A 13,500-nucleotide genomic window follows, 5' to 3' on the forward strand; every position below is an offset into this window, starting at 1 on the left:
TTATGTATCCTCAGAAAAATATTTTTATCCTTCTTCTTTTCTTTTTTTTTCAGTTCGGCAGCAAGGCGGCAAAGCCTGCTGCATTTGCTCCTGATGGAAGACAAAACATTTCGTTGAACCAGGACTGGCAGTTTTACTTCAGTTATAATTTTGAACAGGGTATAAAAAAACAACCCGTGAACCTGCCCCATACCTGGAATGCTGCAGAAGTTTTGGAAGGCGTTGCCGATTACAAAAGAACTTCGGCTGTTTATGAAAAAAACATTGAGGTTAAAAAGGAATGGGCTGGTAAGCGCCTGTTCCTTTATTTTGAAGGCGTGAACAATGTGGCCGCTATTTTTGTCAACCGGAAAATGCTGGCCGAGCATAAAGGGGGCTATACCGGCTTTGCAGTAGAAATTACCGATGCGGTCAAAGCTGGTCAGAACTCCATTATGGTACAGGTCAGTAATGCCTACCGTTTAGATGTGATCCCCCTGCATGGTGATTTTAACAGTTATGGTGGCATCCATCGTCCGGTTTCTCTGCTGGTTACAGCACAAAACTGCATCACTCCGCTGGATTATGGTTCACCAGGAGTTTACCTCCGGCAAAAAGAAGTATCCGGGCAAATGGCAAAAATTGAAGTTTTCAGTAAACTGTCGTTAAAAACGACTGCAGGTTTACAGCTGAAAACCACCATTTATGATGCCGCAAAACAGGAAATCATCAGCAGCCTCAGCCCGGTAAAGGAAGCAGAAGTACTGCAAAACCTGCAGGTTGAAAAACCGCACCTATGGAACGCAAAGGCCGACCCTTACCTGTACCAGGTGCAGGTCCAGTTGCTGCAGGATCAAAAAGTCATCGATGAAGTCTGGCAACCCCTTGGCCTGCGTTATTTTAGCGTAGACCCCAATAAAGGGTTTTTTCTGAACGGAAAATACCTGGACCTTTATGGGGTCGGGCGGCATGAAGATGTTTCAGGAAAGGGTTCTGCGTTAAGCGATCAGGACCAGGAACTCGACATGACACTGATCCGGGAATTGGGGGCAACGGCGGTAAGGTTAACCCACTATCCGCACAGCAAACGTTTTTATGAGCTTTGCGACCAGAACGGTCTGATTTTATGGTCCGAAATTCCTTTTGTAGGTCCGGGTGGTTATACCGGGGCAGGTTATGTGAGGGATGCGGAGCTGGAAAACAACATCCGCCAGTCCTTAACTGAATTGATCCGGCAAAACTACAACCACCCTTCGGTTTGTTTCTGGGGATTATTCAATGAGTTGAATTTCAAATACGACGATCCTGTTCCATTTATTGCCAGCTTAAATGAACTGGCCAAAAAGGAAGATCCTGGACGTCTGACCACCCTGGCCTCTAATCTTGGAACCCATGAGTTTACCACCTTGACCGACCTGATGGCCTGGAATAAATATATGGGCTGGTATGGCGGGGATTTTCAGCAAATTGGAAGTTGGGCCGACCAGGTCCATCAGGCCTTGCCATTAAAACCCATTGCCATTAGTGAATACGGGGCAGGGGCCAGTCCTTTTAAACATACCGAAGAATTGACAGCCCCAGTGGCCAAAGGACCATTCCACCCCGAAGAATGGCAAACGGCTTTCCACGAAAAGCACTGGTCCGAACTAAAAAAACGCCCTTTTATATGGGGTAAATTTATCTGGGTCCTGGCCGATTTCGGCTCTTCCATCCGCACTGAAGGCGATGAGAAAGGAATGAACGATAAAGGGCTGGTTACTTATGACAGGAAGATTAAAAAAGATGCTTTTTATTTTTACAAAGCCAACTGGAACCCTCAGCCTATGCTGTACATCGCAGAGCGAAGGAATACCGAACGCAAAAAAAACTTATGCAATATAAAAGTATTCAGCAACCTGAAAAATGTAATGTTATGGGTCAATGGGAAGCCCATTGGAAAACAAAATCCAGATGAAATGAACACCCTGCACTGGAACAATATTTTGCTGGGCAAAGGCCACAACAAGATCCTGGTCAAAGGAACTGTCGATGGAAAAACCCTCACCGATTCCTGTACCTGGGCCCTTAAATAAATCAATGACCAGGCCATGAAACATCAAAAAAAAGATCAGCTAAAAGTTCTGTATATTGCTTTACCGGCAGCAGCCGGTACAAAGTATGGCAGCACGGTTGGGTATCCCTTGTATTGCGGGGCGCCCGGTGGCAGAAAATTGGAACAAATCTGAAAATAGATAGACGATGAAAACGATCAGTTTTTTTAAAACCCTCAGTTTGCTGATGCTTCTGAGCATAGGCTGGGTCAGTGCACAGGTGGTTTTGCCTAAGGGCACAGAAAAATTACCTGCACACCCCAGATTGCTATGCCTTGCAGGCCAGGAAAAAGAAATCCTAGCCAATATTGATACGGACCCTTCCTGGAAAAAAATCCATGAGTCTATTTTAAAAGATTGTCAGGCGATGCTGGACCGTCCGCCAATGCAAAAGGTAAAAATTGGAAGAAGGTTGCTGAGCGTTTCCAGGGAATGTCTCCGCCGTATATTTTATCTTTCTTATGCGTACAGGACAACAAAAGATGAAAAATACCTGCAAAGGGCGGGGCAGGAAATGTTGGCTGTGGCTGCTTTTGACGACTGGAACCCAAGTCATTTTTTGGATGTTGCGGAAATGACCCTGGCCATGTCCATCGGCTACGATTGGCTTTACAACGGCTTGCCAGAAAGTTCTCGGAAGGTCATCAGGGAAGCCATTTTAAAAAAAGGAATGGAACCTTCCCTGGAAAAAAACTACAGCAGCTGGCTTAGAAATACCAATAACTGGAACCAGGTTTGTAATGCAGGGATGCTTTACGGGGCTCTTGCTACTTATGAAGATCACCCGGATTTATCCCAGAATATAATTAACCGCGCTATACAGAGCGTGGACCTGCCCATGAAACAATATGCCCCCGATGGGGCTTACCCCGAAGGCTATAGCTACTGGGAGTACGGAACAACTTTTAATGTAATGCTCATCAGTGCTCTGGAAAGCAATTATGGTAAAGATTTTGGTTTAACCGAAAAACCTGGTTTTCTGAAAACGGCAGCTTACCTGGAAAATATGACCGGACCCAGTGGCAAACCCTATAATTATTCAGACAGCGGTACCAACCCTGAATTTAATCCGGCCATGTTCTGGTTTACCGGAAAAACAAAACAGTCTTCGCTGCTTTGGGCATCCATGCAGCAGCTGGCCGCCGACATGCCTTTAAAAAACCGGCTTCTGCCGGCAGTGATGGTTTGGGGCAGGGCGGAAAAGCTATCCAAAATCCCTCCGCCACAACAAAAGGTTTGGTTGGGAACAGGCCCCAATCCGGTGGCTTTAATGCGCAGTTCCTGGACAGACCCTCAGGCCATATTTGTAGGTTTCAAAGGCGGATCACCATCATTAAGCCATGCCCATATGGATGCAGGTTCCTTTGTAATGGAAGCAGATGGGGTACGCTGGGCGGCAGATCTGGGCATGCAGGATTATGAATCCCTGGAATCCAAGGGTGTTGATTTGTGGAACTATGCCCAGAACTCCCAGCGCTGGCAGATTTTCAGGTACACCAATTATGCCCACAATACCCTGATTGTTAATGATGGTTTGCAAAATGCAAAAGGTTCAGCGGTGCTGGTGAGCCACAGCGCAAAAACAGATTTTAAAAATGCAGTGGCAGAACTGGGCAGTCTTTATAGTCCGGCCTTGTCCGGCCTGAAAAGGGGTATTGCCATTGTTGATGACAGTTATGTTGTGGTTAGGGACGAACTGGCAACGGCTACCGATAGTGTTACGGTGCGCTGGTCTATGATGACTGCAGCCCAGGTGCAAATTACGGGAAAAAATACGGCCGAGCTGAGCAAAGACGGCAAAACCTTAACCTTGCAGGTTGCAGAGCCTTTTCATCCCTTAATGAAAACCTGGTCGGCAGACGCGAAAAAAGACTTTGATGCCCCAAACCCCGGAATGCGCATGGTCGGTTTTGAACTGAAACTGCCCCCAGGCTCCAGGCAGGCATTAACGGTTTTACTTATCCCGGGAAAAACCGACAGAAAAAAAATTAAATTACCTATACCAGCGCTTTCAAAATGGCCTGAATAGGCCTAAGATCAGAAAAATTTCACATGAAGATATCCTTAAAATTAAAGTCTTTTTTTATACTGGCAGCTTTGCTGCTGCCATTGAAACCGGTGTTTGGCCAGCCCCTGACCCATAAAGGTTATGCACTGGCCCAGCTGCAGTATACGCAGCTGCTGGAGCAGGCCCGTGACCTGAGTAAATATCCGCGTACCACTGCAAAAGACGGGCGCTTAAAATATGTAAGTATTCTGGATTGGACCGGTGGTTTCTGGCCGGGAAACCTATGGTACCTCTATGAATACACCAAAAAGCCGTTATGGAAAAAAAAGGCGATGGAATGGACGGCCTCACTGGAAAAAAACCAGTTTAATACCAGCAACCACGACCTGGGTTTTATGATGTACTGCAGCTATGGTAATGGCCTGCGTTTAACAGGAAAGCCGGAATACAAAGATGTACTGATAGAATCGGCCCGTTCCCTTTCCAAACGCTACAATCCGATAGTAGGCAGCATCAGGTCCTGGAACCAGCGATTATCCTGGGACGGGAAAACCATGTGGCATTATCCGGTCATTATTGACAATATGATGAACCTGGAACTGCTTTTTGCAGCAACAAAATTAAGCGGTGACAGCAGTTACCGGAAAATTGCCATTAAACATGCAGAAAACACCATGAGGGACCACATCAGGCCCGATTACAGTACTTACCATGTGATCAACTACGATGAACATACCGGAAAGGTGCTGAACCGCCAGACCTGTCAGGGTTATGCCGACAATTCCACCTGGGCCAGGGGACAGGCCTGGGCCATTTATGGTTTTACCATGGTGTACAGGGAAACCAAAGACGAGCGTTTTTTGAAAACCGCCATGAAACTGGCCGATTTTTTTCTGGGACATCCAAATCTTCCTGCAGATAAAATTCCTTACTGGGATTTTAACGTCAATGAGAAGGGCTATCAGCCCGACTGGGCCTATCGTCCGGCAGATGATGCGGTGCCGCCCAGAGATGCCTCGGCAGCGGCTATTGTCAGTTCTGCCTTGCTGGAGCTCAGTACCTATGCAGGTAAAAAGAAGGAATTCTATAAACAAAACGCCATACAAATGCTTCAGGCGCTCAGCAGTCCGGTATACCTGGCAAAAGCAGGCAGCAACAACCATTTCCTGATCCGTCATTGTACAGGGAGTTTCCCCCACGGAGAAGAAATAGATGTTCCCCTGATTTATGCCGATTACTATTACCTGGAGGCTTTGTTAAGGCTGAAAAATTATAAATAACATGAATGTTAAAAGAGCAATAGGGTGTTTTGCGTTGGCGATGTTAACATGCCAAGGTTTAAAAGCCCAGTCTGATGGAGAAAAAGAACGGGCTTATATGGTACAAGCCATGTTGCGCATTGCAGATCCTGTGTTGAATTCCTTAAGCCGCAACGAGCTGAAAAAGCAAATGCCGGTGGAAGCAAAAGACCCTGAAGAACGAAAAAAAAGTACACACCTGGAAGCTTTTGGACGATTGATTGCAGGTATGGCACCCTGGCTGGAGCTTGGACCGGATGACAGTGACGAAGGCCGGCTCCGGGAAAAATATATTCTCCTGGTTTTAAAAGGTATAGACCATGCCACCAATCCTGCAGCTGCGGATTATATGAATTTTAATCAGGGGAGCCAGCCTTTGGTAGACGCTGCTTTTTTTGCACAGGCTTTGCTCCGTGCCCCGGTACAGCTGTGGGGCCGGCTCGATGCAGGCACCAGGGCCAATGTCCTGACAGCACTGAAATCCTCAAGGGTCATTAAAGCACATCAGAACAACTGGCTGCTTTTTAGTGCCGAGGTCGAGGCCGCCATTATGCATTTTGAAGGGACCGCTGATACCAAACCGATTGACGTTGCCCTCAAACAGCACTTGGGTCCGTGGTATAAAGGAGATGGCGCTTACGGAGACGGCGCGGATTTTCATTGGGACTATTACAATAGTTTTGTGATCCAGCCCATGTTACTGGAGGTCACAAAGGTTTTGTCCCAGGGGGATACACTGCAAAAGAAAAGTCATCAACTTGTTTTAAAGCGGGCCAAACGTTATGCGGCGGTCCAGGAAAGAATGATTTCACCCGAAGGCACTTATCCGCCACTGGGACGTTCGCTGGCCTACCGTTTCGGGGCTTTTCAGCTCCTGGCCCAGGTGAGCCTGATGCGGCAGTTGCCCAAGGGAATTGCCCCGGCCCAGGTTCGCAGTGCCTTGTATACGGTGGTGAAAAAACAGCTAGAAATGCCCGGGACTTTTGACCGGCAGGGCTGGCTGCAAATTGGAATGGCCGGGCACCAGCCCGGACTGGGCGAAAGCTATATTTCGACCGGAAGCCTTTATCTGTGTTCAGAAGTGTTTTTGGTGCTGGGATTACCGGCTTCGGACCCTTTCTGGCAGGGCAGGGACGAAGATTGGACGGCTAAAAAGTTATGGAAAGGAATGGCTGTGGATATTGACCATTCCATTTCAGATTAGATATACAAACCCCTCCAGGGACCGGCCTGCACCCCCGATAGTGCGGCCAGTCTCCTTTTAGGGTTATTTTTTGGGCAACTGCAGTTTATACCGGATACCGGCATTGAAAAATACATTGCCGCCTAAGCTGTTGTTTGGTGCTGATTTAAAGGCATTTTTTAAACCGTTTTCTTTAAGCTGGAAACTTCTGAGGAACATATAACCACCACCAAGCATCAGGTCAAAATGTTTGCCCTTTAACTTGGTTTCCAGGCCAAGTGGCAACTCCCAGTAGGTGAGTGAGCGTCTTTTGGGTTCATTTAGGTTTTCAATATCGTAATTCAGATTTCTTGGACGAAAGGCTAGCTTTAATTCGACCTTTTTACTCATGTCATAGGCGGCACTGACTTCAAAAGGTGGGTTGATGTAAAACTTAAGCTTGTCTTCTGTTTGCCATTGCATAATGATTCCTGGCATAATGAGCGGACTGTTGAGCGCATTGGATACGAACACCCCAAATCCCCAGGAAAATTGAGGGCTTTTGGTCTTGACAAAGAAAACCCCGCCATTGACAAAAAGATCATGAACATCTACTTTCTCCAGATCAGAATTGATCCCTGCCGAAAGGATACTCAGCATACCCCATTTGCCTTTCATGGAGCGGTAATAACTAATGCCAAATTCCGAATTGAGCAAACGATTGGGCATCAGGTCTTTTTCGTCAGTTTTACTGCTCATTTTGGTATACCCGGCATTGATCATACCCGTCCAGCGGCTCATTTTTTTTGTAGCTGTATCTAGTTTCTGGGAAATCAAAAAAGTATAACCCAGGTTTATCCGCTGCTGTGTTTTCCTGGTGTTCTGGACTGCTCCGTCCGCCTGTTTGTATTTGCTGTCTGGAATGTAAATGGCATTTACATCGATAGTATTGAGCGGTGTGATCTGGGAAAAAGCAAAATTCCCTGAAAGAAGGAACAGAAAAAACAACGATTTCTGTAAGGTTGAAATGGTTTTTGACATATTTTTATCCTATTGGGGTGAGCAGGTGCAGAACATTTTTTTTGATGTTCTAGGTGGAGACAACCTGAAAGGCATCTACCCCTATGCCATTTGATTTTTTTTATTTTAAAGAGAAAGGGCGCTCTGCCCTGCAAAAAGCCCGGAAATATTTACATTAGCGGTTTAAGCAGTTATATCATATGGATAAAAGTAATTTGGTCAGTATTATAGGTTTTGTAACTTGTTTTGTATCTCTGCTGCTGGCTTCTTTTTTACTCACTGTGAAAACAAAAAATAAGTTGAGCAACATGCTTTTTGCTTCTTTTTTGATTTTTAGTGCGGTTGACATCAGTGGTTTTTTTATTTTTTACTTTATTTCCGATTATCCGGCACTGGAGGTTTTCAGGGAACAGACTGCTTTGTTGATTATGCCGCTTTTTTACCTCTACGCCTTATCGGCCTGTTATTCTGATTTTAAATTGAGGCCGGTTCACTTGCTGCACCTGCTGCCATTTTTGGTTGCAAACCTGGTAGTTACGCCCGGTTTTTATCTGGCCGATGATGCAGCAAGGACTTTTTTCTTCGAGAATTTTAGCATGATGCCCGAAAACATCTTTATCCGGGTTTTTACAGACCTGCAATTTGCGTTTTATATTGTGGCTGTGCTGCTGGTGTTAAAAAAGTTCAAAAGGATCTATCTGGAAAATTATACCAACTCCAGCACTGTAACCTATAAGTGGTTGTTCAGGTTAACGATGCTCTCTGTTGCGGCACATCTGATTGCAACTGTTAAAAATCTTTTAAAATATACAGACGATGCAGGCCTTAGTCTCTGGGCACATTTGCTGGTTGCATTAATTGCCCTTTTTGTGTTGTGCTGGTTTGTTTTAAATGCCCTGCACCATCCCGAACTTTTCAGGGGAGTAGATTCCAAACTCAAACTGGTACGGGATATTTTACCAGAGGAACAAAAAAATCAAAACCAGGTCCCTGTAGAACAAAATGAAGAGGTTCAGGGCCGCATCCTGAACTTGAAAGACTATATGACGGCAGAAGAACCTTTTCTGGAGCCTTCTTTAACTGTACAGGACCTGGCCAATCAGATGAACATGCAGGTGCGGGAGCTTTCTATTCTCATCAACCATCATCTGGATCAGCACTTTTTCGATTTTATCAACGAATATCGCATCAGCAAAGCGATGAAACTTTTAAAAGATACCCGAAAAGCCGAGCTGACCGTTTTGGAAATCCTGTACCAGGTCGGTTTTAATTCCAAATCTTCTTTTAATACAGCCTTTAAAAAACACACGGGTTTAACCCCTTCGGTTTATAGAAATAACTCATTATAAGGGTTTTGTAAAAAGTCATACTAGAGCCCAATAAAGTCGAACCAATTTCATCAAAGAAAAAGGGTTCGACTTTTTTATGTCGGACGTTTATGCTGCTCCGGGGAGGCAACTTTGTCTCCACAAACCAAAGGAATCATGAACAGAATAATCTTATTTGCCTTTTTAACAATCGCATTACCACTATGGGCAAAGGCACAGTTACAATTAAAAGGAAACGTAAAAAACAACAATGAGCCGGTCGTTTGGGCCAACGTAATTTTAAGCGGGCCCGATGGCAAAACGGTCACAGGTGCATTAACAAAAGACGACGGCTCTTTTGAACTGAAAGTAAAAAGCGGAAGCTATAAACTTAAAATCAGCTTTGTCGGGTTTACAGAATGGGCAAAAGAAATATTGCTGGATAAAGACACGGACCTGGGTACGGTCTTGTTGAAAGAAGAAGGTGGTAACCTGAAAGAAGTATCTATTGTTTATAAAAAGAAAATGGTTGAATACAAGGCCGACCGCCTGGTGTTTAATGTAGAAAACAGTGTAGTCGCTACAGGAGGAACAGCGGTCAACGCCATTAGTGCCGCCCCAGGTGTTATGGTACAAAACAATTCCATCAGTATGCTGGGTAAAGGTGCTTCCAGGGTAATGATTGATGGCCGCATGATTGAACTGACTGGACAGGAATTGATCAATTATCTGGCCTCTATTCCGGCAGAGGATATTAAAAGTATAGAAGTGATGACCAATCCACCGGCAAAATATGAAGCCAGGGGAGAAGGCGGACTGATTAACATTATTCTGAAGAAAGGACAAATGGATTCCTGGAGAAATTCCACCAGTTTAACTTATGATCAGGCTACCTATGGTTTTGCAACTTTAAGGAACAGCTTTTTGTACAATAAAAATAAGCTGAAGTTTTCTGCATCAGCCGGCGGCCGGCTGGGCAACCAGTGGGTAAGTGAAGGACTGGATACCTATTATCCAAAAGGTCTCTGGGAATTGCGCACAGCAGGAAAACAAAAGCAAAACAATGCTTCAGGGGCTTTGAACTTCGACTATGACCTCTCGGCCCGTACTACTGTTGGTGTTCAGTACCTGGGCAATTACAACAGACCAGACCGCAACGATTTTACCCATACCAATATCCGCAATACTACAAACGGAATAGACTCTATCCTAAAAAATACAGGGGTAAATGCCCTGCATGCCAATAGCAATTCTTACAATGCACATAGTATCTTCAAGCTGGATACCCTTGGCCGCAAACTTTCTTTTGACATGGATTTTTTTACCTATGGTTCAGGAGTTGATAATAACTTTGCCGCAAAAACTTATTTGCCAGGCGGAAAATACCTCAACACGGTCCAGTCTGCCCGTAATATTTCCAGTCAGGATGTCCGCAATACGAGTATAAAAGTAGATATGGAGCATCCTTTAAAAGCCATAAACTTATCTTACGGTGCCAAAATAAGCTTTATCAACAGCACGGCAGCTATTCAATACCTGAATACCATTAATGGAAACCAGGTGCCGGATCCTTCTCGCTCTAATGCTTTTGATTACAAGGAACGCAATCAGGCAGTTTATCTAAACGGCACAAAAAACATCAATGAACAACTTAGCCTTCAATTTGGCCTGAGACTGGAAAACACTCAAACCGAAGGGATGTCCCAAACTTTAAATCAAAAAAACACCAACAATTACCTTAAACTCTTCCCTACATTTTACCTTTCCTGGAAACAAAATGAAAACAACAGTTTCCTTTTTAATTACGGAAGAAGGATCAACAGGCCCAGCTTCGAAAATTTAAACCCTTTTCGCTCTTACATCAACAGCAGCAGTTATTCAGAAGGAAACCCATTTTTAAAGCCTTCGTTTAATGATAATTTTGATTTTACTTATGCCTGGAAAGGGAACCTGAGGACCAATGTGTTCTTCAATGTTACCACAGATGGTTTTGGGGTCGTATTTACTTCCGATCCGGCGGCCAACCAACAGATCATCAGCAGGCAAAACTACTTCAGGGAATATTTTTATGGCATCGGAGAAAATTATACGCTAAACATCGGCTCCTGGCTGCAAAGTCAGAATCTGGTCTATCTGCTGGGCTCAAAAAGTAAATTCACCAATGGCATCGATGCCACACCACACAACAATGTGCAATTGTACATGACCAGCAATAATACCTTCTCTTTAAGCGCATCTACCAAATTACAGGCCGATTTTTTCTATACCTCTGCAGTAAAAAGAGGGTTGTTTGAATTAGGGGCCAGGAGTGGCCTGAACCTTGGGATCAAACAAAGTCTGATGAACAACAAACTGCAGTTGTCGGCCCTGGTGAATGATGTATTTAACAGCGCTTATCTGAAAGATTATGCCTCAGTGGTCAATGGGATCAAACAGGTTTACAGTCAAAACAACAGCAGCAGGTATTTCAGAATTTCACTGACTTTTAATTTTGGAAACGACAAGATCAGCGTAAAAGACCGTGCTTTCGGAAATGAAGAAGAAAGGAAAAGGACAAGTGGCAAATAGCAGATGCCAATTATTTGTTATATTTAACCATAACTAACTTAATCCCAACTATGAATAAAATATCCTGTCTGCCGCTGCTTGTTTTACTTGCAGTGACCAGCTCCTGTAACAACAACAATCAGCAAAGTTCAGTGCTTTCTGCTTCAAACCCATTTTTAAGTGCAAGCAAGCTTCCTTTTGAAGCACCTGCTTTTGATAAAATCAAAGACGCAGATTTTAAACCCGCGATAGAAGAAGGAATGAAACAGCAGCTTGCCGAAATTCAGAAGATCACTGGCAGCACTGAAGCTCCGACATTTGAAAATACCATTTTGGCTATGGAAAAAAGCGGACAGCTTTTAGGTCGTGTGAGCCGTGTATTTGCTTTGTTTACCGGCGCCAATACCAATCCGGACCTTCAAAAGGTACAGGAAGAAGAGGCCCCAAAGCTGACCGCAAATACAGATGCGATTTATCTGGATGCTAAGCTGTTCAAAAGGGTCGAAACTTTATACAACCAGCGTGCCCAGCTGAAACTCGATGCAGAATCCCAGCGTCTGCTGGCCTATTACTACCAGAAATTTGAACTGGCCGGGGCAAAATTATCTGATGCAGATAAAGCAAAACTGAAAGAACTGAATAAGGAAGAGGCTTCCCTAAGTACAAAATTCAGTAACCAGTTGCTTGCTGCGGGCAAAGACCTGATGAACACCACCCAACAACCGGCGTTGCAAACCATGACCGACCGGGCAGCACGTCAGAAATTGTTTGAAGCTTCCTGGAACCGCGCTGAAAAGGGCGATGCCAATGATACCCGCAAGGTGATATCCAGAATTGCACAGATCCGTGCTGCCCAGGCGCAGCTTTTAGGTTTTAAAAACTATGCAGCCTGGAAGCTGCAGGACCAGATGGCCAAAACACCGGAGGCAGTGGAGAATTTCCTTTCTCAGGTGGTCCCGGCTTCGACAGCAAGGGCCAAAGCAGAGGCCAAAGATATTCAGGCGGTGATAGACCAGCAAAAAGGTGGTTTTAAATTACAGCCATGGGACTGGAATTTTTATGCAGAACAGGTTCGTAAAGCAAAATACAATTTGGATGACAATGAAATAAAACCCTATTTTGAACTGAATAAAGTACTGGAAAAAGGGGTTTTTTATGCAGCCGGTCAATTGTATGGCATTACTTTTAAAGAACGTAAAGACCTGCCGGTTTACCAGGAAGATGTCCGCGTATTTGATGTGATGGATAAAGATGGTTCACAAATTGGTTTGTTCTATTGTGACTATTTTAAAAGGGACAACAAAAATGGTGGTGCCTGGATGGACAACCTGGTGCCCCAGTCTAAATTGTTTGGCATGAAACCGGTGGTATACAATGTCTGTAATTTTGCCAAACCTAAAAAAGGGGAGCCGGCACTGATCAGTTTTGATGATGTGACCACCATGTTCCATGAATTTGGACATGCCCTGCATGGACTGTTCGGAAACCAGCAATATGCCAGTCTTTCCGGTGCCAGTGTGGCCAGGGATTATGTGGAATTCCCATCTCAGTTTAACGAGCACTGGGCTTCTGATCCTAAAGTGCTCAAAAATTATGCACTTCATTATAAAACAGGAGCGGCGATGCCACAGGCTTTGCTGGATAAAATCAAAAAAGCCAGTTCGTTTAACCAGGGATATGCTTTTACCGAAGCTTTAGCTGCTGCGGCCCTGGACATGCAATGGCATACCCTGGCACCAAATGCGCCTTTGCAGGACGTAGATAAATTTGAAGCTGATGCATTGAAAAAAACGCACCTGGATTTATCGGAGGTTCCCCCACGTTACCGGTCCAGTTATTTCCTGCACATCTGGAGCAATGGTTATGCTGCCGGTTATTATGCTTATAGCTGGACTTCTATGCTGGAAAACGATGCTTTCTCCTGGTTCCAGGAGCATGGTGGCCTTTCCAGGGAGAACGGTCAGCGTTTCAGGGACATGATCCTATCTAAAGGCAATACAGAAGACTACAATAAAATGTTCCAGGATTTCCGCGGACATCAGCCAGACATTAAGCCCATGCTAAAGAAAAGGGGCTTGTTGTAAAGCAA

General features: G+C 44.8%; 9 protein-coding genes. 8 read left to right on the forward strand and 1 reads right to left on the reverse strand.

What is annotated here, in order from left to right; all coding sequences use genetic code 11:
* Nucleotides 1-2 precede the first annotated feature (2 nt).
* Genes B0O44_RS11145 through B0O44_RS11160 form a run of 5 tightly spaced genes read left to right on the forward strand, consistent with a single transcriptional unit; the run spans nt 3 to nt 6,579 of the window.
* A complete protein-coding gene (locus tag B0O44_RS11145) occupies nt 3-2,051 on the forward strand; it encodes a glycoside hydrolase family 2 protein (RefSeq protein ID WP_110830268.1) in 2,049 nt (682 codons plus the stop codon).
* A 15-nt stretch (nt 2,052-2,066) separates the two neighbouring features.
* Nucleotides 2,067-2,204, forward strand: a complete 138-nt coding sequence (locus tag B0O44_RS24985) for a hypothetical protein (protein WP_170123316.1) — start codon at nt 2,067-2,069, stop codon at nt 2,202-2,204.
* A gap of 13 nt (nt 2,205-2,217) precedes the next feature.
* Entirely contained in the window at nt 2,218-4,098 is a 1,881-nt protein-coding gene (locus B0O44_RS11150) for a heparinase II/III domain-containing protein (protein ID WP_110830271.1), read from the forward strand.
* A 23-nt stretch (nt 4,099-4,121) separates the two neighbouring features.
* Nucleotides 4,122-5,357 (forward strand): glycoside hydrolase family 88 protein, encoded by a 1,236-nt coding sequence (locus tag B0O44_RS11155; protein ID WP_110830274.1) that lies wholly within the window; start codon nt 4,122-4,124, stop codon nt 5,355-5,357.
* A gap of 40 nt (nt 5,358-5,397) precedes the next feature.
* Nucleotides 5,398-6,579 carry a DUF2264 domain-containing protein gene (locus B0O44_RS11160; RefSeq protein ID WP_245943641.1) on the forward strand — a complete coding sequence of 394 codons (1,182 nt, stop codon included), beginning with the start codon at nt 5,398-5,400 and terminating at the stop codon, nt 6,577-6,579.
* 63 nt (nt 6,580-6,642) lie between these two features.
* Here the strand turns inward: B0O44_RS11160 and B0O44_RS11165 are convergent, their stop codons facing one another.
* Nucleotides 6,643-7,578 carry a DUF6268 family outer membrane beta-barrel protein gene (locus B0O44_RS11165; protein WP_110830278.1) on the reverse strand — a complete coding sequence of 312 codons (936 nt, stop codon included), beginning with the start codon at nt 7,576-7,578 and terminating at the stop codon, nt 6,643-6,645.
* Between the two features lie 179 nt (nt 7,579-7,757).
* Here B0O44_RS11165 and B0O44_RS11170 point away from each other — a divergent pair, with 179 nt between their 5' ends.
* From B0O44_RS11170 to B0O44_RS11180, 3 genes are all read left to right on the forward strand, one after another.
* Complete coding sequence (locus B0O44_RS11170) at nt 7,758-8,906, forward strand: helix-turn-helix domain-containing protein (protein ID WP_110830281.1); 1,149 nt, start codon at nt 7,758-7,760, stop codon at nt 8,904-8,906.
* A gap of 135 nt (nt 8,907-9,041) precedes the next feature.
* Nucleotides 9,042-11,432 (forward strand): outer membrane beta-barrel family protein, encoded by a 2,391-nt coding sequence (locus tag B0O44_RS11175; protein ID WP_110830283.1) that lies wholly within the window; start codon nt 9,042-9,044, stop codon nt 11,430-11,432.
* Nucleotides 11,433-11,482: 50 nt separating this feature from the next.
* On the forward strand, nt 11,483-13,495 hold the full coding sequence (locus B0O44_RS11180; RefSeq protein ID WP_110830285.1) for a M3 family metallopeptidase: 2,013 nt from the start codon (nt 11,483-11,485) through the stop codon (nt 13,493-13,495).
* Nucleotides 13,496-13,500 lie beyond the last annotated feature (5 nt).

Origin of the sequence: Pedobacter nutrimenti, assembly GCF_003208655.1 — a bacterium.
GTDB classification, from domain to species: Bacteria; Bacteroidota; Bacteroidia; order Sphingobacteriales; family Sphingobacteriaceae; genus Pedobacter; species Pedobacter nutrimenti.

Excerpts from the sequence above, each read along its gene's own strand:
- B0O44_RS11145 (WP_110830268.1), top strand. The coding sequence starts at position 3 with ATGTATCCTCAGAAAAATATTTTTATCCTTCTTCTTTTCTTTTTTTTT.
- B0O44_RS24985 (WP_170123316.1), top strand. The coding sequence starts at position 2,067 with ATGAAACATCAAAAAAAAGATCAGCTAAAAGTTCTGTATATTGCTTTA.
- B0O44_RS11150 (WP_110830271.1), top strand. The coding sequence starts at position 2,218 with ATGAAAACGATCAGTTTTTTTAAAACCCTCAGTTTGCTGATGCTTCTG.
- B0O44_RS11155 (WP_110830274.1), top strand. The coding sequence starts at position 4,122 with ATGAAGATATCCTTAAAATTAAAGTCTTTTTTTATACTGGCAGCTTTG.
- B0O44_RS11160 (WP_245943641.1), top strand. The coding sequence starts at position 5,398 with ATGTTAACATGCCAAGGTTTAAAAGCCCAGTCTGATGGAGAAAAAGAA.
- B0O44_RS11165 (WP_110830278.1), bottom strand. The coding sequence starts at position 7,578 with ATGTCAAAAACCATTTCAACCTTACAGAAATCGTTGTTTTTTCTGTTC.
- B0O44_RS11170 (WP_110830281.1), top strand. The coding sequence starts at position 7,758 with ATGGATAAAAGTAATTTGGTCAGTATTATAGGTTTTGTAACTTGTTTT.
- B0O44_RS11175 (WP_110830283.1), top strand. The coding sequence starts at position 9,042 with ATGAACAGAATAATCTTATTTGCCTTTTTAACAATCGCATTACCACTA.
- B0O44_RS11180 (WP_110830285.1), top strand. The coding sequence starts at position 11,483 with ATGAATAAAATATCCTGTCTGCCGCTGCTTGTTTTACTTGCAGTGACC.